The 21671-nt window shown below is 42.5% G+C and carries 24 protein-coding genes; 13 read left to right on the plus strand and 11 right to left on the minus strand.

Annotation, left to right across the window (positions count from 1 at the left end; all coding sequences use genetic code 11):
- Positions 1-10: 10 nt before the first annotated feature.
- Positions 11-757 carry a DUF4296 domain-containing protein gene (locus B3139_RS12335; protein WP_293883499.1) on the minus strand — a complete coding sequence of 249 codons (747 nt, stop codon included), beginning with the start codon at positions 755-757 and terminating at the stop codon, positions 11-13.
- Positions 758-830: 73 nt separating this feature from the next.
- Here B3139_RS12335 and B3139_RS12340 point away from each other — a divergent pair, with 73 nt between their 5' ends.
- From B3139_RS12340 to B3139_RS12385, 10 genes are all read left to right on the plus strand, one after another.
- Complete coding sequence (locus B3139_RS12340) at positions 831-1523, plus strand: YggS family pyridoxal phosphate-dependent enzyme (protein ID WP_293883501.1); 693 nt, start codon at positions 831-833, stop codon at positions 1521-1523.
- The gene (locus B3139_RS12345) at positions 1516-1968 is read left to right on the plus strand and encodes a GNAT family N-acetyltransferase (protein WP_209580653.1); all 453 of its coding nucleotides are present in this window, start codon (positions 1516-1518) and stop codon (positions 1966-1968) included. Before B3139_RS12340 ends, B3139_RS12345 begins: the two co-directional genes overlap by 8 nt.
- 21 nt (positions 1969-1989) lie before the next feature.
- A complete protein-coding gene (locus B3139_RS12350) occupies positions 1990-2781 on the plus strand; it encodes a DUF3298 and DUF4163 domain-containing protein (RefSeq protein WP_293883505.1) in 792 nt (263 codons plus the stop codon).
- Between the two features lie 24 nt (positions 2782-2805).
- A complete protein-coding gene (locus tag B3139_RS12355) occupies positions 2806-4068 on the plus strand; it encodes an aspartate kinase (RefSeq protein WP_293883507.1) in 1263 nt (420 codons plus the stop codon).
- Positions 4069-5256 carry a THUMP-like domain-containing protein gene (locus B3139_RS12360; protein ID WP_293883509.1) on the plus strand — a complete coding sequence of 396 codons (1188 nt, stop codon included), beginning with the start codon at positions 4069-4071 and terminating at the stop codon, positions 5254-5256. It begins immediately after the preceding gene.
- Positions 5257-5302: 46 nt separating this feature from the next.
- Entirely contained in the window at positions 5303-6292 is a 990-nt protein-coding gene (locus B3139_RS12365) for an LLM class flavin-dependent oxidoreductase (RefSeq protein WP_293883511.1), read from the plus strand.
- 57 nt (positions 6293-6349) lie between these two features.
- Positions 6350-7162: a hypothetical protein gene (locus B3139_RS12370; protein WP_293883514.1), complete on the plus strand. Its 813-nt coding sequence runs from the start codon at positions 6350-6352 to the stop codon at positions 7160-7162.
- 11 nt (positions 7163-7173) lie between these two features.
- On the plus strand, positions 7174-7830 hold the full coding sequence (locus B3139_RS12375) for a DUF1345 domain-containing protein (protein ID WP_293883516.1): 657 nt from the start codon (positions 7174-7176) through the stop codon (positions 7828-7830).
- Between the two features lie 43 nt (positions 7831-7873).
- Positions 7874-8260 carry a hypothetical protein gene (locus B3139_RS12380; RefSeq protein ID WP_293883518.1) on the plus strand — a complete coding sequence of 129 codons (387 nt, stop codon included), beginning with the start codon at positions 7874-7876 and terminating at the stop codon, positions 8258-8260.
- 91 nt (positions 8261-8351) lie between these two features.
- Positions 8352-8771: a c-type cytochrome gene (locus B3139_RS12385; protein ID WP_293883520.1), complete on the plus strand. Its 420-nt coding sequence runs from the start codon at positions 8352-8354 to the stop codon at positions 8769-8771.
- A gap of 111 nt (positions 8772-8882) precedes the next feature.
- Here B3139_RS12385 and B3139_RS12390 read toward each other — a convergent pair whose 3' ends face one another.
- The 6 genes from B3139_RS12390 to B3139_RS12415 form a co-directional block, all read right to left on the minus strand.
- The gene (locus B3139_RS12390) at positions 8883-9050 is read right to left on the minus strand and encodes a hypothetical protein (RefSeq protein WP_293883522.1); all 168 of its coding nucleotides are present in this window, start codon (positions 9048-9050) and stop codon (positions 8883-8885) included.
- A complete protein-coding gene (locus B3139_RS12395; protein ID WP_293883524.1) occupies positions 9043-9297 on the minus strand; it encodes a hypothetical protein in 255 nt (84 codons plus the stop codon). The genes B3139_RS12390 and B3139_RS12395 overlap by 8 nt, the downstream gene beginning before the upstream one ends.
- A gap of 215 nt (positions 9298-9512) precedes the next feature.
- The gene (locus tag B3139_RS12400) at positions 9513-9917 is read right to left on the minus strand and encodes a DUF5675 family protein (protein ID WP_209580634.1); all 405 of its coding nucleotides are present in this window, start codon (positions 9915-9917) and stop codon (positions 9513-9515) included.
- Between the two features lies 1 nt (position 9918).
- Positions 9919-10563, minus strand: coding sequence for a DUF6266 family protein (locus tag B3139_RS12405; RefSeq protein ID WP_209580633.1), 645 nt, complete (start codon positions 10561-10563; stop codon positions 9919-9921).
- 490 nt (positions 10564-11053) lie between these two features.
- Positions 11054-11362 (minus strand): helix-turn-helix transcriptional regulator, encoded by a 309-nt coding sequence (locus B3139_RS12410; protein WP_293883527.1) that lies wholly within the window; start codon positions 11360-11362, stop codon positions 11054-11056.
- A 101-nt stretch (positions 11363-11463) separates the two neighbouring features.
- The gene (locus B3139_RS12415; RefSeq protein WP_293883529.1) at positions 11464-12543 is read right to left on the minus strand and encodes a hypothetical protein; all 1080 of its coding nucleotides are present in this window, start codon (positions 12541-12543) and stop codon (positions 11464-11466) included.
- 306 nt (positions 12544-12849) lie between these two features.
- Between B3139_RS12415 and B3139_RS12420 the strand changes: the two genes are divergently transcribed.
- The 3 genes from B3139_RS12420 (at position 12850) to B3139_RS12430 (ending at position 15031) form a co-directional block, all read left to right on the plus strand.
- Positions 12850-13251: a hypothetical protein gene (locus B3139_RS12420; RefSeq protein WP_293883531.1), complete on the plus strand. Its 402-nt coding sequence runs from the start codon at positions 12850-12852 to the stop codon at positions 13249-13251.
- A gap of 51 nt (positions 13252-13302) precedes the next feature.
- Positions 13303-14313, plus strand: a complete 1011-nt coding sequence (locus B3139_RS12425) for an AraC family transcriptional regulator (RefSeq protein WP_293883533.1) — start codon at positions 13303-13305, stop codon at positions 14311-14313.
- A gap of 493 nt (positions 14314-14806) precedes the next feature.
- A complete protein-coding gene (locus tag B3139_RS12430) occupies positions 14807-15031 on the plus strand; it encodes a hypothetical protein (protein ID WP_293883535.1) in 225 nt (74 codons plus the stop codon).
- A gap of 63 nt (positions 15032-15094) precedes the next feature.
- Here B3139_RS12430 and B3139_RS12435 read toward each other — a convergent pair whose 3' ends face one another.
- The 4 genes from B3139_RS12435 to B3139_RS12450 form a co-directional block, all read right to left on the minus strand.
- Positions 15095-16300 (minus strand): TlpA family protein disulfide reductase, encoded by a 1206-nt coding sequence (locus tag B3139_RS12435; protein WP_293883537.1) that lies wholly within the window; start codon positions 16298-16300, stop codon positions 15095-15097.
- 12 nt (positions 16301-16312) lie between these two features.
- The gene (locus tag B3139_RS12440; RefSeq protein WP_293883539.1) at positions 16313-17668 is read right to left on the minus strand and encodes a RagB/SusD family nutrient uptake outer membrane protein; all 1356 of its coding nucleotides are present in this window, start codon (positions 17666-17668) and stop codon (positions 16313-16315) included.
- Between the two features lie 10 nt (positions 17669-17678).
- The gene (locus B3139_RS12445) at positions 17679-20900 is read right to left on the minus strand and encodes a SusC/RagA family TonB-linked outer membrane protein (RefSeq protein ID WP_293883541.1); all 3222 of its coding nucleotides are present in this window, start codon (positions 20898-20900) and stop codon (positions 17679-17681) included.
- A 165-nt stretch (positions 20901-21065) separates the two neighbouring features.
- A complete protein-coding gene (locus tag B3139_RS12450) occupies positions 21066-21440 on the minus strand; it encodes a hypothetical protein (RefSeq protein ID WP_293883543.1) in 375 nt (124 codons plus the stop codon).
- Positions 21441-21671: the final 231 nt, after the last annotated feature.

Consider the following 21671-nt stretch of genomic DNA (forward strand, 5'->3'; position numbering starts at 1 on the left):
CGTTGAATGATTAAAGTTTCACCGGAGGCTTCATTTGCCTCAGCGGACTGAGAACTGGTCCTCTGTCCAGTTCTGTCGTTGGTAACTGCCGAAGTGGAACCTCCTTCGGTGTTCGTATAGTATCCTTACCCGAAATACTCCCTGCGCCCGAAGACGCATCAACTGGTAAAGTTGGACTGCCTACAGCTAGTTGATTCATAAGATAACCATCTACACTGATACCGGTTTTCATTTGGAAATAGCGATTAAAAGACGAAGCGGCTTCTCTAAAACTCAATTTTGCTGTATCTGGAGTATAATGAATAAGTGCGGCAATTCTTTCCTGATAAGCCTGTTGCGCACGCATAACCCGATTGGTACTATCCTGAATACGTACATTAACAATCGAGTCTCTGCTACGGATAGAATCTTGTTTTCTCCTATCTATGTCTGCATAAAACTTATTTTCTTTTGTTAGATTTTCTTCCACTTTTTTATAAATAGCAGACATGACTTCGGCATCCTTTCCATAATAGTCCAGATTTTTTTTAAAAGAAACGGAATCCAAACCATATTTATCGAAGGTAACTTGGTACAAAGGCAATATGACTTTGCGCGCGCTATCAATAGGCAAAATATTAAGGTATGAATCTGTCAATTGAATTTCGGTAAGTGCATCCACAAACTCACTTTCGGAGATAATATCTTTGCCCCCTGTACGTACACAGGCAGCAAATAAAAAAATGACTGCAAGTAGATTCAGTATTAATCGTAGCATTTCGTAGTTTTGTACAAATTTACAAAAAGCACCGACATTTGGCACTTTTTACATCATCAAAACTATATCGGAAATGAGTATTGCTAGTAATTTAGAAGCGTTAAGATTGGAGACTGAAGCTGTCGGCGTACAACTTGTGGCTGTATCGAAGACAAAATCCAACTCAGATATCATGGAAGCCTATGAGGCCGGACAACGTATTTTTGGCGAAAACCACGTTCAAGAGTTGGTTGAGAAAGCGGAGCTTTTACCCAAAGATATTCAATGGCATATGATTGGCCATCTTCAAACGAATAAGGTCAAGTATATTGCTCCTTTCATCAGTCTAATTGCATCTGTTGATTCGCTCAAATTATTGAAGGAAATTAACAAACATGCTCAAAAATCCAAACGCATTATAGATTGTCTTTTACAAGTTTATATTGCTGAGGAAGACAGCAAGTTTGGTTTTGATCATGCTGAACTCATCGAACTGCTCCGCGACGATGAATTTCTCGCATTGAAGAACATCCGTATTTGCGGTTTGATGGGGATAGCCTCCAATACCGATAACCAGAAAGTAATAAAAGCTGAATTCTATGAGCTTAAAATGTTGTTTGATGGGGTAAAAGCAAGTTTCTACAGAAAAGACGAACATTTCAGCATTCTTTCCATGGGCATGTCCTCCGACTATAAATTGGCGATAGGCGAAGGTTCGACCATGGTGCGTATAGGAAGTACAATCTTTGGAAAAAGAGTAATCAAACACTTTAAAAACAATGACTAAACCACTTATAAGAGAAGCTATTAAATCTGACTGCCCACGGATGCTCGAATTGATTCATGAACTGGCCATTTTCGAAAAAGCACCCGATGAGGTGACGGTATCACTTTCGGAATTTGAGGATGCAGGATTTGGAAAATCCCCTGTTTGGGGGGCATTTGTTGCAGAAGTAGAAGGCGAAATTGTCGGCATTTCATTATATTATACCAGATATTCAACCTGGAAAGGCCGAAGACTCTATTTGGAAGATCTAATTGTGACAGAAAATATGCGTGGATCAGGAATTGGAAAACTACTTTTTGATCAGACGCTGGCCTACGGCAAACAGTGCGGTTACCATGGCATGGTATGGCAGGTCTTAGACTGGAATGAACCGGCCATTAAGTTTTATGAAAAATATAAAGCGGACTTTGATGCCGGATGGCTCAATGTATCCATTACTTATTAAATAACGGAGATAATCAGTTCAATGCGGTTTCATTTTTCCTTAAAAATTTTAGTTATCAGCTATCTGTTTTACGCTTGCAATGGCCAAAGTGCACCTGCTGATGTTGTTCAACTTGCAGATACACTCTCCTATAGTAAAAAAAGCATAGACGAGCATAGCAATTATTTTCTAAAGGAAGAAAATCGGCTGGACACGACGTATTTTCGCGCAAAATACCCTGTTTTTGCGGAAGATAAGATCAATGATCTCATTACCAATATCGTTCACCTCGAAGGCGACACCAGTATGCAGGAGGCTGCCCATCGGTTTATTAATGCTTACAATGAATATGTGGAGGATAATAACGGAAAATCTACGGCAACCTGGAACCGGGAGCTACAGGTCGATGTGATCGCCAATACCCCGGTTTTCCTGGGGCTAAGAACACAACAAGAAGAGTACACGGGCGGTGCGCATGGTGACCACTTCACCCTTTATTCAAACTTCGATAGACAGTCAAACAAACAGATTGTGATTGATGACATTATTCAAACACAAAATAAAGATAAGTTTGTCAAAATCGCTGAGCAATATTTCCGCAAACAGGAAGGGTTAAGTAGCGATGATCAATTAAATGGAAAGTATTTTTTTGAAGACGGTAAGTTTTCGCTCGCAGCTAATTTTACGTTCGAAAAAGACGACATCCTCTTTCATTACAATGTTTATGAAATCAAATCCTATGCTGAAGGGATGACTGAATTGCGCATTCCCTACGCTACTTTCAGACATTTGATTTCAGACAAAGGATTACATTATATTAATAGTCTTAATTAGCAATCAACTAAACTAAATAAATAAATGCAGGTTTTTAAATTTGGAGGTGCATCCGTCAAGGATGCTGAAAGCGTCAGAAACTCAGCACGGATTATCTCGAAATACAAAGGCGACGCCTTGTTAGTTGTCATATCCGCTATGGGAAAGATGACCAACCTTCTCGAAAGATTGACCAAAGAATATGTTAATAACACGGGCAATCAACTCCAGACACTGGATGAGGCCAAACAATTTCACTTTCGTATCCTTCAAGAATTATTTCCAGAGGGTGGACACCCGATATTTGATGAAGTTGCAAACTGTTTTGTCGAGATCGAGTGGATTTTAGAGGAGGAACCTCAAGATTCATATGACTATCTTTTCGATCAAATTGTATCGATGGGCGAACTTATCTCGACAAAGATTGTGGCAGCGTATGTCGCCTTTATTGGTGAAAAGGTACGATGGATCGATGCACGGGATTATATATTTACGGACAATACCTATCGTGAGGCTGTCGTAGACTGGAACAAAACGGAAGAAAAAATTCGCGCAGAGCTCCCCGCTATTCTCGACGAATACATTGTCATCACACAAGGATTTTTGGGCTCTACTTCGGAAAATTTCACAACCACCTTAGGGCGTGAAGGGTCTGACTATTCTGCAGCCATCTTTGCATCCTGTTTAAATGCCGAAAACGTAACGATCTGGAAGGATGTGCCCGGCGTACTCAATGCCGATCCCAAATGGTTTGAAAAGACTGAACTCATTCCTGAATTATCTTATACCGATGCGATAGAGCTTACCTATTATGGTGCAACGGTCATCCATCCGAAGACCATCAAGCCCTTACAGAATAAGAAAATTGCATTGAATGTACGCTCTTTTGTCGATCCTGACTCGCCAGGAACAATGATCAGGAGTACGAATCAGACTTTGCCCGTTCCGTCTTTTATCTTTAAGGTGAACCAGATTTTCATTTCCATCTCGCCAAGGGATTTCTCCTTTATCGTGGAAGATAATTTAAGGGACATTTTCAATCTATTCCATGAGCACCGTATCAAAATAAATATGATGCACAATACAGCCATCAATTTCACCGTTTCGGTAGACGATACAGGAAAAAATCTGGTAGACTTAATTAACGAGCTTGAGCAGCGATTCAAAGTCAAGTATGAATCTGGACTTGAACTGATTACTATTCGCTATTACAACCAGGAGACCATTGATCGAGTTCTGGTTGATAAGGAAGTGATAAGCGAACTAAAAGACACCTATACTTGCCAGCTTCTCGTAAAGAAAATATAAATGAATACACTGATCCTTCAAGAGGAGATTCAGCAGTTTCTGCATAGAAACGCACAGGAGTCTCCTGCTAAAATTGCACTTAAAAAAACTCCTTTTGAAGGAATATCCCCGTCCGAGCTTGCTACACAGCTGGACGGGAAGCAACGCGCAAGCACAAAAATCCCCCTGTGGGCCAATACGCCGGGAATCTATTTTCCCCCCAAGCTTAACTTGGAGCAATGTTCTTCGGAGAAAACAGCATTATTTAAAAGTACACTGATTAATAAGGGAACGCATTTAGTGGATGCCACCAGCGGTTTTGGTGTAGATAGCTTTTACTTCTCAAGACAGGCGGCCAAAGTTACTGCCTGTGAAGTAAATCCTGAATTAGCAGCCATCTCAAAACATAATGCGGCTGTATTAAAGGCCGACAATCTTGACGTCATTGCCGCTAACGGTGTGGATTACATCCTCCATGACGCGACCAAACGATTCGATTACATCTACCTGGATCCCTCCCGAAGAGTTCAAAACAAAAAAGTGTTTCTATTGGATGAATGTGAACCTAATTTAGTCCAATTGCAGGATGACTTTTTCCAGCACACGGATAACATTATCAGCAAACTTGCACCACTACTGGACATCACTTCCGCATTGCATCAACTGCGGTATGTCAAAGATGTGTATGTGTTGTCGCTGCAGAATGACTGCAAAGAACTTATTTTCGTCCAAGAAAAAGGATATGAGGGTGAAGCTGCCATTCATGCAGTGCGGCTATTCCATGAGCAACAACAGGTCGTATCCTTTACCTATGACAGTGAGCGCGCTGTGGTTAATGAATACAGTGAACCACTTTCCTATTTGTATGAACCAGATGTTGCACTTTCCAAAGCAGGAGCCTTTAAAACCATTGGACAGCTATTTGATGTCAAAAAATTACATAAAAACACGCATCTCTACACTTCAGATAAACAGATTGAAAATTTTCCAGGCAAAACATTCGTCATAAAGCAATTGGATTCCTTCAGTGATTTCAAAAAAAATAAACAGTCAATGCAAGCAGGGATTATTGCCAAAAATTTTCCGCTCAAAACAGCAGAAATCAAGAAGAAGTTCAAAATCAGCGATGGAGGAAATTCGTTCCTATTCTTTACGACAACCGTCAATGATCAATTTAGTGTCATACATACACAACGAATTCTAGAATAGACATTTTCATTACAATTGTCGAAAATCTTCTCCGTAATTTTAATGCATGGATAAAATAGCATTATCAGCATTAGATTTGGCTCCTATAAAAAAAGGAGAAAATACAGCTAGCGCATTGGCCCGTACGGTCAAAATTGCCCAACATATAGAACAACTGGATTTTAAAAGGATTTGGGTTGCAGAGCATCACAATATGGAATATATCGCGAGTTCAGCAACATCCCTTTTGATACAACATATTGCATCAAACACAAGCCGTATTCGTGTAGGATCTGGCGGGATAATGTTGCCAAATCATGCCCCCTTGGTTATTGCAGAGCAGTTTGGAACTTTAGAAACCTTATTTCCGGGCCGTATTGACCTCGGTTTAGGACGTGCTCCAGGTACAGACCAACTAACGGCAATGGCTTTACGCAGAAATAATCTAAATACCGCCTTTCAATTTCCTCAAGAAGTGAAAGATCTGCAACGTTACTTTAGCGCAAACAATTTCGACGCAAAAGTACGTGCCTTTCCGGGTGAAGGTTTGGATATACCCCTGTACATTTTGGGATCAAGTACCGACAGTGCCTATCTGGCGGCAAGCTTAGGGCTTCCTTATGCTTTTGCGACACATTTTGCACCAGCGCAATTTGCTTCGGCAAGTATGATCTATCATCAAAACTTTGTCCCATCTGACGTATTGGAGAAACCTTATTTTATGTCGTGCGTCAATGTTATCGCCGCAGACAGCAACGAAGAAGCCGAATTTTTAGCAACCAGTTTCTTCAATCTCTTTGCTGGCATCGTAACCAATACAAGAAGACCATTATCAGAACCCACTCCGGAAGTAATTTACAAAGGTATACCGGCAATAGAGCAAGCTGTTAAAAGTATGGCTTCATGTGCTTTCATTGGTGACAAAGCAAATATACGTCCCCAAATAGAGAAATTTGTAAAAGACCACAAAGTAGATGAAATTATCGCTACTTCCTATATTTTCGACGATGAAAAATGCCTTAAGTCATTTTCCTTGTTAAAAGAAGCACTCGCTTAAAAAATCGCTCGATTTATATACGGTGAATTTTATATATTTAAACTAAATTCACCGTATATGAATAGCTATAATGCCTTTGCACTTCTAATGGGACTGTTTTCCCTCCAAGCATGCACGAATCCCACTTCTCAACAGGTCGGTGGAAAATCCGACACGGTCAAGGCCTCTGACACATTGTCCGACGTCGTTGTGGACAGCAGTACAGTTGACCAGCCCACCATCGCAGATCCAAAGAAGGGACAGATTTTGATGGTACGCAGCTACCGCGTTTGGGAAAAGCGAGATCCTACAGCTGTTTTAAATAAAGATTGGTACGACCTTTATGAAGAAAATGGCAAATATTACCTGGAAAAAGTTGATTATGAAATAAAAGACGGTTATGACGAGTGTGCTGGCGTTCCAACTCGAAGCATTGAATCACGAAGAAATTCATTGCTATTCCTAAAGTTGGAAGGACTGCAAGCCGGTGCATTAGAAAATTTAAAAGTTACTCATTCCGAAATATGGCCTCAGGAATCGGTCGAATATGCGTATAAAAATCAACAAGTTACCCTGCGGGGATTGGGAACTATTAAATCCACAGAGGTGCAAACCGATGACAAAGGTCACGAGAAATTATTCCATGAGGTAACCAATTACAAACTACGCTACATTTCAAATAAAGAAAACAAAGAAAAAACCCTATTTCATATTGATCAATATGATGATGTATTTATGTCCACACTTTTCGTTGGGGATATCGACCGGGATGGTGTTTTGGATTTTATCTTTTCTAATCCGCGTCACTATGAGGAGGAAGCAATGCTTCTATTCTTGTCCAATCATGGCAATGCACTCACTTTTGAAGCTGATGCACAATTTGATTGTTAAAGCTGGGTAACATGGCTAGAATAAACGACTACTTACATCAAATGAAATCCATTGATCGCGCATTGCTTTCAGTGGGCATGTTTTTACTGATCTACTTTATTTCTCCAATCCAATCCCTTCCGCTATTAAACCTGCTGCTATGCTGGCTGGGGTTCTGTGTATCTTACATCGCCATATCCTGGTTTACATTTTATACCATGTCGATTGGAACAATGGCACAGAAAGCACAACAAGAAGATGGAAGCCGACTTTTTGTCTCCTTATTCATCATTTTGGTCACTATAGGTTGCTTTGTTTCTGTGCTGATGATCATTATATCCAGCAAGGACAAACAGCTGAAGGATGCATATATTATCGTCATTTGCATCCTAGCCATGATGGCTTCATGGATATTGGTTCATACCATCTATACTTTTCATTATGCACGTCTATATTACGAAAATAGGTCCGATGGTGATGGCTTAGCGTTTCCCGGTGACGACAAGCCTGATTATCTGGATTTTGCATACTTTTCATTCGTGATGGGATGCACCTTTCAAGTATCCGACGTGGGTATATCTTCAAAAAAGATCCGCAGGGTAGCACTTTTTCACGGTCTCCTCTCCTTCGCTTTAAATACATTTGTTGTTGCATTAACAATAAATATCATTTCTGGATTAATCAATTGAGTTTTCGATCAAAAAGTCTTAATTTAGAGCAAAAATTACACCCATGAAGTTTTTCAACGCCTTACTCACGCTTTGTATCATCATTATTCTAGTAGCTTCGTGTGCGAAAAATCAAGATTCAGGTAGCGCTAGTGCAGCAGCAGCTGGCAGTTTTATCGGGCGTATCCAATACCAGGATAATTCATTGGAAGTAGATCGGGATAATCGGCTTATTCGTGTTTTAACAGAAAGCGGCGATACCTATAAAGTCGAGTTCTTCACAGGTATCCCTAATATCACTTCCCTTCGATTGAATCAAGAAAACGATACCACTTGGGTATCCGCTGACACGACTGGATTAAAGAATGTCAGAATTGAAGGAAAACGATTAACGATCAATTATCAGGCAAATAGCCAAAGTTGGGTTGTTGAAAATGCAGTCCGTAACTAATAATCAATCTAAATTGTCATATTAATTTCATTTTCTATTTGAAAATTATTGCTTTCTCCCTATATTTAGTCAAGCATAAAGGAAGAGAGAAATGAAACAATTCAATAAATTAGGTGCGATTGCATCCGTGTTGGCTATTGCGCTTGCGTTGAGTGCATTTGGTTTCCAACAGGACAAACCAAAGGAAGAGCCCAAACCAACCAATCTAAAAGTTCTCCCAAAAAATATTTCCCATGACGAATTGATTTCCACGATGAAGGAATTTAACGTTGCCTTGGGCGTAAAATGTGGTTTCTGTCATGCACCATCAAAAGAAGATCCTAAGAAATTGGATTTTGCCAGTGATGAGAACCACAAAAAGGATATTGGGCGGGCGATGATCAAGATGACCCAAAAGATCAACAAAAAGTATTTTAACCGCAGTTGGGATAATTCTCCAGCCAAAGCAATTTCCTGTAAAACCTGTCATGGCGGAAAAGAAGAACCCGAGATGGTCTTAGCGAAAAACTAATCAAACCACATATTCATGTAACACCATAGTACTTGTATTATGGTGTTTTCTTTTGTTTTGGACCTTCGTCTTACGACAAAGGCGCACAATACCGTGCGCCTTAATTACCACTCACCTTTTCTGCTTGTTGCGCCATCTTCCCAGCAGCCTACTCGTGGCAAAACTGACCAAAGTACCCAGTGCCGCTGTCAGGGCTGTTTGCAACACATCCCCCAGGGAAATGCTGGCCCAGATGGAACAGAGGGTACCGCCTATGGCCGAGATACGGATATTATTCACTTTCATCCTGCACGCTCCTTTCAGCCGTAGTTTTGGCCGTATCGTTTGCCACATTCAAATCAGCTTCCGATGGCTGTTTTCCGTCACTTACCTCCAGTTGGGGTTCAGCTTCATCCAATACCGTTTCCACGATCCCCAACCCCAGGGCCAGGTATTTCAATACGTTGCCGACCTTTCCCGGAAGTTTAACAGGAGCCGCCAGCACCAGCTGCAACACCTGTCCTATTTTGTTAAAGATTTTTTTCATACTTTTTGCATTTTCAGTATCCATACCACCAATACACCTTTCGTTAAGCTAGGAGATCATGGAATTGAAAGCCTTGCGTTCCGACTGCCTATCGCTGAGGCGAGATGACGATAGCATAAATCATTGTCCGAGCATAGCGAGTTTGATTTATGCCGTCAGCTTGCTAAGAAGAAGGCACAAAGGAATGCAGCTACTAATTCCAGATCTCCAAAGCCTTATCGAATACTCAAATACACTTCATCCCCCATATCCCACAGGCTATACACCAGCGCTTTGAGCTTTGCCAAGGCCTTGCCGCTATAATCCCCAGTCCCCTCGCCTGTTAACGTCGTCACCGGCGCAATGCAGCCCTGCAATTCCCGGAGCGCATTGTTGGCCGCATGGATCAGTATTGCTTCGCGACCGAGCACCATCGGGATGCCAATCTGCTCGCCATGTTTGGGGTAGCGCCGTTTCTCCAACTTATATCGACCAATTGGAATACAGCTAATCCGTGGCGTATTATTTCTATCAGGCAGCTCGATCGTATGGCATATCTCTTCGCCTTGATAGCTGATGGTCCCATTGGTTCCCCGTGCTCCATACTTTCGTAGGAGCAGCAGGGTGTGTTTAACAGCCATATTAGCTAATGGATAGTTTACCCAGGTAAACACTCGGAGAAGTCTTGATACCATCCTGATGACCGGTAAATACCCAGCCTTCCAGCGTGTCACCGGAGTAGCTGGTAGGTAGCTTGAAACTCATACTTGCTTCTTCGCGAGTCGCAGACTCCAGGATACTAAAGAAATTCTTGCTGCTGTTGTACATGAGCAGAATAACAGAATCGCCGGCGAACGCGTTAAGTTTGTTGAACTGCGGCTCCCATGTCAACATGATCTCCTGCGGAAAAGCTTCTGACCATTCCGCAGCCATCAACGTTGCCAATGAGCCCTTGGAAATAACGATCTTTGCATAATCTATTTCAAATGCAGGGTAAGTACCTGTGACGCCACCATAATTCAGGAGATATTGTAGCGCCTTGTTGTAGCCTGTTGCTTTACTCTGCAATTTGTCCGAATAGCCCAGGTTGAGTAGATCCTTGATCGGCGAAAGAAAAGCTACCGCGGTTGCAAATCTTGCCCGCTGTGCGATCTGTCCTTCACTCGCTTTTTTGCTTGTAATCTTGGAGAGTGAGCGGACATAATCCACACCTCGCCAACTGCTTCCTATTACACTTCCTACTTTCCCAGAGTAAGCTCCGTGTATACCTTTTAAAAATCTTGCCATGATTATACATGTTTAAATAATAAATAATTACGACTGTCATGAGCAGTCTTTGTTTTGCTAGCAAGAGCTAAATTAGCATGACTTTTTTCAGTAGAAGGATAAATGCAGGGATTGATAGTACACGGGTGGCCATGCTGTCATTGCCTGTCAACTTTAAGAGATAGGCAGCCCCTCGGCAGTCCTTTGAGTCGTTAAGGGATTGTATTCGGGACATCTTCGGAAAAGATTGCAGACAGCTTCGACACCGCTTCGGCTGCTGTTCGGGTATTGTTCGGGTGCTGTTCGACTGGGAGTCGAAGCCGACTCGAAGAGTTGTCGAAGCCCACCCGAAGGAGCGTCGAGGCTGTCCCCTAGCTGTGTCGAGGCAAAGTCGAAGGATAGCCATAGCGTCGTCGAACCGCTGCCGAAGCGTAGCGACGTGAGGGAACTTCCATTCGCTTGCTCCCAGAAAATTAAGAAGGAGCCAAAAGGCTCCTTCTTTTACAACGGGCTAAATCCGCCCCTTGCGCCTGCTCTCTTCCAGTTGCTGGTGTAAATCCGACAAGTAATAATAGTGCCGCTTGCCCAGCTTCCTCGGCCTGAGCTTTCCTTCGCGGACCAGCCGGTAATACTTCGATTCAGAGATACCCAATTTGTCGAGCACATCAGCGATATCAAGCATATGATCCAGTTCGGAAGGTATCTCCGCTGTTTCCGTAGATACTTTATTCATTTCTTCTGTTATATGCGTCAATATCGCTTTTAATAAGCAGGTTATGACCTCCAAAAGGTCACATATGCGATTCATTAAATTTAACATAACCAAGCAATTAAACATGCTGGTCGCCGAAACGAGTCACTTTGCACCATTGGCACTGTGCAAAGGCTCCATCACCACAGCGTTAGACAATACATTCGTTTTTAAGCCAGATTAAATTCCTCTTCCAATTTGCTTTCATCTAGCGTATCTATTATTCCCCAAAAATTATTGATGTTGTTGCGCAGCTCACGCGAGGGCGTGACCATTATTTTGAGCTTATCCTCCGGCAACAATCGATGTAGTTTCTCCTTGATCTCAGCGGTAAGTTCCAACATGGTGGGCCGATTTACGGGCACGCGAAAATAGAGCATATTGACATACACTCTCGCCCGTATTTTAACCAACCATGGATTATCACGCAGTGCTTTAGTGGTCACCTCTATCCGACACAACTTTCCGTCATGCAGATAGACATCTGCCGTACGTTGTTGTTTATAGATGATCACCGCGTGCAGGCATTTTATCGTGGTTCCGTCTGTCGGTTCTTTATCCTCCCATTTACGCAAAAAGTAGACCATCAGTGCTAGCCGATCCCGATCGCGCTTCCACAAACTGAACAGTGTAGCCTGGGATTCTGATTTTGTCACAGCTGGGAGATCGATTGCTGTGGTGTGGACATTGTGCCCGGATAGCTGCCTTGGGCTCTTAACCAGCTGCTCGGTCACATGTTCAAGAGAATCTCTATTTTCACCAGTTTCGGATCCACCTGCTACTAAAAGTGGCGCGGGATCTTGATCGAGCTGCGGCCTGGCCCCAGAAGGTATCTGGATCGCGGTCTGAACAAAGGATTGCCAATCGAGCAATACCAATTTAGGAAAGCGATTTACCAACAGTATATAGGCGGTCATTATGGGAAAGAAAAACCAAAAATCAGTGGTCAGATACCATCGCGAAAGCAAGATCAATCCCGGCCTGTGCGGTAACAGTACTTCCAGTACGACGCCGTGGATAGCCAGGACAACACCGGATGCGCAGAGCAGATAGATCATAAAATTCAGCTTGGTATTCCTACTGAACCGCTGCCTAACCACCAAGGCTGCATGTATATAGCTGATCAGCATAGCGTAGACCAGCAACAGCAAGACCGTGCCGATCCATACCGCCATAAAACGCTTGCTCTGGATACGGCCGAGCATCTCGCTGCCTGCAGAACCCACATTGATGATCAAAGCAAAGATCATGCAAAAGAAAAAATGAAGTGGATAATAGCCTATTTGGCTCCATCGGGCAATAATAGTCTTTAATAAATACGGAAATAATCTTCTACTTTTATTTAAATTCTCCGATCGCATAAGGAATACAAATTGGTCTGGTGATTGATTCAAAATAAAAAACTTACCTCAAATTTACAAAATTTCTTTAAAATAATACTAATTTCCCGATGAAACATTCCGTCAAAATGTACCGAATCCAGTCATATCTGACCAAACAATTTGTTTTCTATGGTTTTAGCTGATTTATTTGTGGTTTTACGTAACAGCAAAAATATGAAAAGAACATTTGACCAAGCAGGTGTCAACGACCTGCAGCTAAAAGTATTGACCCTTCCTTATGCCGAGCGTCTTCCTATCATCAACTCCGTCATGAGCGATTTTGTCGGCTTTATGCATGCCTATTTTGAGCTACGCCCCAGCCAGATCCAATATCTGAATACCATGTCGCTTGCACTCAAAACCGAACTGAGCATCGGGATTGCCGACAGCTGGAACAACAGCCTAGCGGTTGACTTCCAAAAGAACAGCAGCTCGGTCGATGAAGAAAAAGACACACCAAAGGACATCATCCTTTCACGATACAATTCATCCAGTGACCTACCTGTTGCGAACAGATTGTTGCCGACAGGTTATTTTTCTATCCGCATTGTTTATCGGCATACCGCAGGCAGCTAATCCACGTTTCTCCGAAACGAACGTGGCCTATTCCCCAAAAACACCAGCGCTATGCGGACCCCATCATTCAGGTTGATAGAAGAAGAAATGGATTTTGTGAGCAAGAGTACGCTCACAAAATCCTTTCAACAGCGGTTGCCGGGTAGCCGGACCCGACTGCTATGCCATCCACAAATTTGTCTGTTCGAGGAGTATTTGCAGACCGGCAATTTGGAGAGCTATTGCTATCAGTTCGAAGTGCATAGCCCAACAACAATCCGTTTTGAGATATGCAGTCCGCAGACCCATCTGCTCTACCATCTCGCAGGGCGTGCGCCGATCCATTATAGCCAGCCACAGGTCAAAGACACCTTTATTTTCCGCCCGCGGCATGGTGCGTTTCTCTATTTCCCCGAAACTGAAATTGCATTAAAATTTGAGCCCGGAACATATCACATTCAAGGGTTTACACTACCTTTGAATCTGCTTCATATCGGCGGGGTTCCTGGCTTTGAGTATCTCTCTAGCGTGATCGCAGCACATAAAGGCAGGCTCGCACAGTACAGAGTCAGCTTGGACTTTGCCGCTATGGAGCAGACCCGACAGTTATTTGCCGAGCTCACGAGGGAACTCAGCAAGAAGCCGTTGATACCCAAAAGTATTATCCTTCACACAATTCAGGATCTGCTCCTTCTGAGCAAAAATAAGCTACTCAAAGCGCAGGGTCTCTTGAGTCACCAAGACCATTTGGCTCTACAGGCCCGAGCGTTGATCAGCAAGCGGATCTCAGAAACGGAAGAACGGATTTTGATCGGAGATATCGCTGCTACACTGCACGTTGCAAAAGATCAACTCAACAGATACCATATGCAGCGCTATGGCGAGACGCTATTGCATTTTCGCAACCAGGTATTGGCCGACAAGGCAAAGCATCTGCTGGATCGAAAAATGCCTGTAAAGCTCGTTTCGGATTTTTGTGGCTTTGGTCAGATTTCTAGTTTTACTCGATTTTTTAAAAATGAGACCGGGTTATCTCCGACGGCCTACCAACAGCTTACCTTTAATTCCAGAAAGCGGAGGTAGGTTTAGATTCACGGATTTTGTCAAATCCTGATGCGCTTTATGTCAAATTAGGCGCAGCGTCTCTCACTATCTTTGAATTATGAACCATATACCCATAGGACTGGGTGAATTTATAAACAAAGAAGTATGATCAAGCAAGAGCGTATACAGCGTACACAACGAGTCAGGGTAAATTCGCTAAATGAACAACCATTCGCCGCGGATATGAGCGCCCCACGTCGGCAATGGCCTTCGCAACTGGTGCAGCGAAAATATGCTGGCTTGGCGAAGATGAAACTTTTGCTTTCAGTGACCTGCTGCTGTGCTGGCCCTGTACGTGACAGGCACGGCCGCAGGTTTACCACATTCCCGTGTGGCGGTACGATACAGCATTTACGTGAAAAGGGCTGGCCTCATGCGGCGTTTCGGTCAGCCCGGCAGAATCTGTGAAACCGGATACATCCTGGATGTAGCTGATTAATAAACAAGATTTGACTAATTAAAATTTTGCAACATGGCTTTATTTCAATTGAACAATCAGAGTGCTCCAACAAATCCATCAAGCTATTCTTTAGCTTCTGGAACACCATCGTGTGTGGGCGACCAAAATATTTGTACGATCGACGCTGCAAATGACGGTTCAGGTAGACCTGTATTGGATAACGCAATTTTAAGTGAAATGGTTACTGCATTGAATACACATTCAAATACAGCAAAGGTTTCCTTAAAAGACGCTTAATCCCTACCTCTACTGACAACATATTGCTAAGGCTGGAATTAAAAACTCCAGCCTTTTGTTATTTTAATTATCATCAATCACCAAGCAGTCAATATTGCGCTCCCCCTTCTCAACTTTTAGACCGTTAGCTTCCATGGCTCTCTTGAGACTCGGCAGATCGCTTACCTCATAAGAGGAGACCACCTTTGTCTCTAACGGAATGCCTTCTATCATCAAAGGAGGTAATTGTGGGTTGGTAATTTCCAGAAAAGTCATCCAATAGCCCAGTTCCATATTTCCCGACGAAGCATTAATACGTTTCTTTGCATCGGGTTTTATCACCCATACCTTGACCTTCCGCGGTTCATAGCTAACCCGTATACCTAGTCTGTTTGTTAGTTCTTTTAACAAGGCTTGATGCCTTTTGGAAGAGCCCATTGCCCTTGGCCACTCAGACGAGAAACAAAAAGCGTTTTTTTGCATCCAAAAAGATTTAGGGATACTATCGACATTCGTAAACCTATCCCGATCACGGACATTTAGTATAACACGTTCCTTTTTCATCAGCGGTAATTTCTGTTCCAAACCAAGGGTATAGAGTAACGCAGGGATTACGTCTACATTGGTCATATGATAAGCTATCTTTTGCGAAGCACTATCAATTCGATACTGAAGGGGATAGCCGATTTTGTAGGGTCCAAAGGTTGAGATGTACCTATCTTCCAGCTCTAAATCTACATCTACGGCAGTATCAACCGCAAAGTCATTTTTAACAGGCCAATTGATAATATCTTTTTTGTTCAATACTTTGTTAATATTTTCCGTAGTGACCATATCTTTGCCCGTAATGGCCACGACTGTATCTTGATAAATCCATACGACATGCGGGACGCCCTTGTGTGGAAAGGATTCACTAAACCATTTGTCTTCAATTACAATCGGCAGCTTATTCCCTTTCACATAATCGTTTTTACCAAAAAACTTTTCGACCACAGTCCTACTTTCGGGTGTTACCATGAGTACCTCTACCTGTTCGTTGAATTTTACTTGAAGATCATTCATAAACGGAAAGGACGCAATACAGGATGTACACCAAGTCGTAAAAAAATCGATCAAAACTAATTTAGATCCAAACTTATTAATAGGCAGTTCGCTCTTCCCGTCCAATAGCGTATGTTTTTTTTTCCATTGGATCACATCTTGAATAGCGAGTTTTTGTTCCTGCGCATTTAATACTATAGTATAGCATAGCATCCAGCAGATGCATAGATTTTTTATATAATTTTTCATAATAGAATGTTATTATCTTGGATTTTGTTGAATAGTATTCGTCAGATTGACTACCCGAATTGGAATCAAAAATGCAAACCGAAGATCGCCAGTGGGTAGTATGTAGGTTTGATCGCCCAATTTTCTTTTTAGCTCGACCGCATATTCTTTTTCGGTGCCGAGCCGTTTGATATCCATCCACCTGGTGTTTCTCAAGATCAGCGACTTGCGACGCTCCTCCAAAATAGTCTGCATAGTTCTACCAGGTCCGTCGTTCTTTACAGCAACATAACTATCCTTTATCCAGCGTTTACGCAAGAGCGTATTGAGAGTCTGCAGTCCCAAATCCAATTGGTCGTTCCTGACTGAGGCCTCCGCTTGGATGAGGTACACCTCATCCATGGTCAGTCCACAAAAAGAAAACGAATTTTGAGCACCATCAAACTTTCCTTTGAATACAGCCTTTCCCGAGCTTTCCTTTGAAAAATAAATCACCTTTCGTAAGTCGTTTTCATTATAGGAACTGTACAAAGCAGTATCTACAAAACAGGTACTGGGCGTCAATGTCACATTCGCAGCCGTAACGGCATGGAACAATACCTCTTTATTAAACAACTCAAAAGGTGTCAATGAAGCGCTATTCAGCTGATTATAATCTATCAGTTCATTATTGATTGCCATACATTCTTGAGCCGCACTCTGTGCCAAGGGCCAATCCTGCATAATCAATGCTACCCTGGCCAACAGCGCATAAGCAGCAGCTTTGGACGGCAATGTCTTGACTGTAGCCTGAGCCGGCAGAAGGTCTATCCCCTCCAACAGTAGCTTTTTGATTTCGATATATGAAGTTTCGAGGTCACTGCGGTAAGATATTTCATCCACATTGGGCGAATTACGCAGCACAATTCCCAGTTGTGACGATGCTGTGCTCTTGTCATAAGGAAGTGTGAAGGCATCTGCGATCTGCTGATAAGCAAAGGCTTTAAAAAATAACGCCTGCCCTTTGATCAGGTCATACTTAGTGGAATTATCGCTACGATTTAATCCTGAAAGGATATCCAAGACCTGATTAGCAATAGCTACCACCTTGTAACTTGACTGCCAGTTTGTATAGTTGATATCAACATTTGCATCCCATATATAGATGTTCTTTTCCGATAGATTGGTAAAGGCATCAAAATTTGCCTTTTCAAGGTAATAGTTGTCGGACGCAGCTTCAGGGATCGGGGAATAAGCAGAATTCATACTAGCGCGATCATTCAATAAAGCTTCGGCATCTTCCAAACTGGTGGGTACCCGCATTTTAGCATCGGGCTTGAGATCTAAAAATTTAGAACAGGATACAAACAGTATTCCCATTAGTATAGGTACATATATTTTTAAGTTCATCTTTAACAATTTAAAATCCAACATTAACACCGAAAGAGGCCGAGAAAGGCAGCGGAATAGCATCCCTATATTCTGGATCAATCCCATATTTGTTGGCCCGCCATAGTATGGTATTCAAATTCTTCAAAAAGGCATTGACGGAAAGTGACCGGATCCCTTTCCATTTCCCTAGATCATAGGACAAATAGATATCCTGCAACCTGATGTGATCACCTTTCATTACAAGCGCATCAGACTTTTGAAAGAAGCTATCCCTAAAAGAATCCATAGGGTATTTAAGTGAAGGTATGTCTGTCTTGGATTCATCACCTGGGTTTTGCCACCTTAGCGCGTAGTCAGGGTGTCCTATCCTCGAATCCGCAGCACTGATCTGGGAGAATGTGCTCCTAAAAAATTTATAACCGAAACGCCCCTGTATATTGAAGCGCATCGAAAACTTCCCTACTGCAAATTCATTGGCAATATTACCATAGTAAGTAGGTCTCCCAGGCCCCAAATCCACCAGATTCTCCGTGCCGCCATATAATATTGACATGTAGTCCTTTGACAGCTCTCCGTTTAAGTACCCCTGTGGATCACCTGTATTTGGATCTAAGCCAGCAAAGGGAAAGGCCAGTACGGCAGCTTCGTCATGTCCTTCCAGGAGAAATGAGCCTGCAGAGCCCGAGTTGTAAACGTAAGAGTCTGCAGTAGGCAATTTATAACCATATTTGATCACTTTGGTCCTATTTTTACTCAGCATCAACGTTGATAACCACGAAAAGCTGTCGGTCCTGACATTCACGGTACTTAATGTTAGTTCAAATCCTTTAGAACGGAACTGCCCACCATTCATGATCATATTATCATATCCGGTGGTCGGATCGAGCTGCATATTTGCCAGCAAGTCTTTGACATTCCTGACATACCATTCAAACGATCCAGCAAGCCTGTTGTTCAGTACAGCGAAGTCAAGCGCCAGATTAATGGTCTGACTCCGCTCCCATCTCAGCGATGGATTGGCGGGCGTAGCAATATTTGCATACCGCAATCCAGTCAGTACGTCATTGCCACGATATTCAATGATCGGTAGCGCGGCATAGTTGCCATTTACCCTTCCTGAAAAACCATATGTCGCCCGCAGCTTGAGCAAATCAATCTGCTGATGTTTTAAAAAAGGCTCTTTGGATACTATCCAAGCCATTCCACTAGACCATAGCGGTTGCCACTTTTGATTCGATTTGACCCCCAATAAATTGGAGGCATCCTGCCTGACACTACCATTCAGGATATAACGTTCTTTAAACGTATAGTTTGCGTTTGCAAAAGCCGAAAGATAACGGTTAGTCAGCTGCTCAAAAATAATCCCATCCTGAATACGTGATCCCCCGGTTTTACGGTTTAAAGTCGGAAACAAGGAAATAAAATCCATAGAAGCAAAAGACAGAGTATTTTCGTCATAGCCATAGATCAGCCTGTCATCCGACTGATAGTTCTTTTGCCTGACCTCAGCCCCGGCCAAGAAATCCAGCTTACTATTGCTGCTGTTTAGATCAGTACTATAATCCAGTTGTATCCGACCTGTATGTGCATTTGAATACCGATTTCCCTTCGATAATATCCCCCCGATCGGAACCGGAGTTCTAAGTACCACTTTATCATTGTACTGTGTATACAGATTAATTCGGTTGCGTGCACTGAAAGACCCTACACCTACCCAGTCATCTACCGCTGATGATACCGTCTGGTAGGCATAAATACCCTGGATACTTAGCTTGGGGAGGATCTTATAAGATACATTCAGATTAATCATCAGGTCGCCAGTTCTATATTTATTAGAATTATCCTCCCGTTCTTTTAGTGGGTTGTAGGTCCAGTCCAGCAACTTACCATTCCCTGCTGTATCGCGGTATATCTTCCGATAAGGTACCGCATCCGATGTAATGAAATTACCCTGACCATCCGTCAACCGGAGATAAGGCCATTCCTGTCCTATGGTAGAGTTTTGGTAGCTAACCTCCTGGTTCATACTAAAGTCCCGCGCCCCTACATGTGTATAATTAATATCTGTATTCAAGTTTAAATTTTTGATCGGATTGGATTTAACAGAAATACGAAGTGTTTTACGGTTATTTTCTGAATAGTATTTGGAGTTTTTATTATCATCCAATCCAGCGGACACGTTATAGGCTATCCTAGAATTGCCACCCGATAAATTGAGTGCATACTGCTGCATTACTGATGGCCTGTACACATATTTGTAATAATCATCCCTGATATCATATGTACGATACTCATCTATCAATCGACTACCATCCGCGGCTGTCATCTCCCCTTTCTTTATCTTATTCAGGATTTCGACTACTGGAGTGAGCGTCGGAAAGCTCGTTTTATTATTCAGTTTGCTATTAAAATAACCGTTGTTGAATAGATAGGTCTCATAATCTATAAAATCAGTACTTTTCATAAAAGGAAGGGCATAGATATCTGGCCGCTCCTGAACCGTCAGGTTGCTGGTGAGCGAAAGCCTAAAAGGGTTATTAAAATTTCCCTTTTTCGAGGTCAGCACAATGACGCCGCCTCCACCATTGGTACCCCATATGGAAGTAGCAACGGCATCTTTGAGTATCGATACGGACTCAATATCATTGGGATTGATATCTCGCAGGTCACCTTCAAACAAAACATTATCTAGGACAATAGTCCTGGATGTATTACCAACCATGGCTGTACGTCCCCTATTCTCAAAGTTGAACTGCGGTAAATCCGCATATTGGCTCTGATCTCCCCATTGATAGTCTTTTTCAAAGCGGGTGCTAACACTTGCATTTTCTAGGCGATCCAAAATAGTCGCCCCCATACGCTTGTTTAATAGTTTATTATCAATAAGCTCAAATGAGCCCGCAGCCCGCTCTTTGGGTATCTTCTGAAAGCCCGTATTTACCACTTCCACCTCATCCAACTGATTCTCTATTGGTATCAATTTTATAGCCGATGATACTCCGGCAGTATATGAAGTTTCTAAACGCTTGAAACCGACATGGGAGAATGAAACTGTACCTGTAGAATTGGAGACTATTAACGAAAAGGAACCATCATTTTTAGATAATGCCCTACCCTTTTCATCAGCTATGGCTACCGATACACCTGATATTGGTTTACCGTCCGTTGCTGATACGACTCTCCCTGATACAGTAAGAAGCCCATTGGCCCCGCTGTCCTTGCGGGGCGTCTGAGCCGATAAGCTAAACATATAAAACATAAGAGCTAATACAATAAAAGCTCTTATTTTCTTCAATACATTTAAAGAACAATTAACAAGATTGAAAAACAATGCGAACAGCATTATAAGTACTACCCTATCCAATAAGGCAGCGCATAGATTTGGTCTTTTTATCATCTGCTTATGGATTAAGTATTATTCAGCAATTCGGTTAAAGAAACTGTGGATCCTTTGCTTGGCTTCCAGATCGACCGTAATGACTTCGTCAGGTTCAGCAAAGGCAAATGGCATCGCATCGATACCGATCTTGCGGAAGTGTACCAGGAAATAAGCCATCAGCACACGGCACAGTTTCATCAAAAAGGTATGCATCTGCTTTACGTCAGCTGCATCTTCCTGTGCCATGCCCTTTCTATAGTTTTCAAAGAGTTTCCACAGGCTTTCCTGACAGTCGGTAATGGTATGTTGGGACCAGAACTCCCGAATAGTATTTAATGGATCGTATCCATTATCGTATATTTCATAACATGCTAGCTCAAAGGGTAGCAGATTGTTTGATTTTTGGTTCATTTTTAAGGCATTAAAATGATCAGTACCGCGAAAAATTAAGGCAATACTCATCCTATCCCGCCCGCGTACGCGCTCAGGTTCATAAAATAGTTTAAAAAAATGCTCCGAGTTAGTTGTCTAATAATTGGTTACACAGCAGATGATATAGATACACTGACAAGCTTCGGACTGGGTCATAAAGATTCTTACTCCTAGAAATTAAGGGGGAATTGAATTGTTTGGATGTTTTGA

The organism is Sphingobacterium sp. UBA1498, from assembly GCF_002325125.1.
Lineage (GTDB): Bacteria > Bacteroidota > Bacteroidia > Sphingobacteriales > Sphingobacteriaceae > Sphingobacterium.

Excerpts from the sequence above, each read along its gene's own strand:
- B3139_RS12335 (WP_293883499.1), bottom strand. The coding sequence starts at position 757 with ATGCTACGATTAATACTGAATCTACTTGCAGTCATTTTTTTATTTGCT.
- B3139_RS12340 (WP_293883501.1), top strand. The coding sequence starts at position 831 with ATGAGTATTGCTAGTAATTTAGAAGCGTTAAGATTGGAGACTGAAGCT.
- B3139_RS12345 (WP_209580653.1), top strand. The coding sequence starts at position 1,516 with ATGACTAAACCACTTATAAGAGAAGCTATTAAATCTGACTGCCCACGG.
- B3139_RS12350 (WP_293883505.1), top strand. The coding sequence starts at position 1,990 with ATGCGGTTTCATTTTTCCTTAAAAATTTTAGTTATCAGCTATCTGTTT.
- B3139_RS12355 (WP_293883507.1), top strand. The coding sequence starts at position 2,806 with ATGCAGGTTTTTAAATTTGGAGGTGCATCCGTCAAGGATGCTGAAAGC.
- B3139_RS12360 (WP_293883509.1), top strand. The coding sequence starts at position 4,069 with ATGAATACACTGATCCTTCAAGAGGAGATTCAGCAGTTTCTGCATAGA.
- B3139_RS12365 (WP_293883511.1), top strand. The coding sequence starts at position 5,303 with ATGGATAAAATAGCATTATCAGCATTAGATTTGGCTCCTATAAAAAAA.
- B3139_RS12370 (WP_293883514.1), top strand. The coding sequence starts at position 6,350 with ATGAATAGCTATAATGCCTTTGCACTTCTAATGGGACTGTTTTCCCTC.
- B3139_RS12375 (WP_293883516.1), top strand. The coding sequence starts at position 7,174 with ATGGCTAGAATAAACGACTACTTACATCAAATGAAATCCATTGATCGC.
- B3139_RS12380 (WP_293883518.1), top strand. The coding sequence starts at position 7,874 with ATGAAGTTTTTCAACGCCTTACTCACGCTTTGTATCATCATTATTCTA.
- B3139_RS12385 (WP_293883520.1), top strand. The coding sequence starts at position 8,352 with ATGAAACAATTCAATAAATTAGGTGCGATTGCATCCGTGTTGGCTATT.
- B3139_RS12395 (WP_293883524.1), bottom strand. The coding sequence starts at position 9,297 with ATGAAAAAAATCTTTAACAAAATAGGACAGGTGTTGCAGCTGGTGCTG.
- B3139_RS12400 (WP_209580634.1), bottom strand. The coding sequence starts at position 9,917 with ATGGCTGTTAAACACACCCTGCTGCTCCTACGAAAGTATGGAGCACGG.
- B3139_RS12405 (WP_209580633.1), bottom strand. The coding sequence starts at position 10,563 with ATGGCAAGATTTTTAAAAGGTATACACGGAGCTTACTCTGGGAAAGTA.
- B3139_RS12410 (WP_293883527.1), bottom strand. The coding sequence starts at position 11,362 with ATGTTAAATTTAATGAATCGCATATGTGACCTTTTGGAGGTCATAACC.
- B3139_RS12415 (WP_293883529.1), bottom strand. The coding sequence starts at position 12,543 with ATGATCTTTGCTTTGATCATCAATGTGGGTTCTGCAGGCAGCGAGATG.
- B3139_RS12420 (WP_293883531.1), top strand. The coding sequence starts at position 12,850 with ATGAAAAGAACATTTGACCAAGCAGGTGTCAACGACCTGCAGCTAAAA.
- B3139_RS12425 (WP_293883533.1), top strand. The coding sequence starts at position 13,303 with ATGCGGACCCCATCATTCAGGTTGATAGAAGAAGAAATGGATTTTGTG.
- B3139_RS12430 (WP_293883535.1), top strand. The coding sequence starts at position 14,807 with ATGGCTTTATTTCAATTGAACAATCAGAGTGCTCCAACAAATCCATCA.
- B3139_RS12435 (WP_293883537.1), bottom strand. The coding sequence starts at position 16,300 with ATGAAAAATTATATAAAAAATCTATGCATCTGCTGGATGCTATGCTAT.
- B3139_RS12440 (WP_293883539.1), bottom strand. The coding sequence starts at position 17,668 with ATGAACTTAAAAATATATGTACCTATACTAATGGGAATACTGTTTGTA.
- B3139_RS12445 (WP_293883541.1), bottom strand. The coding sequence starts at position 20,900 with ATGTTTAGCTTATCGGCTCAGACGCCCCGCAAGGACAGCGGGGCCAAT.
- B3139_RS12450 (WP_293883543.1), bottom strand. The coding sequence starts at position 21,440 with ATGAACCAAAAATCAAACAATCTGCTACCCTTTGAGCTAGCATGTTAT.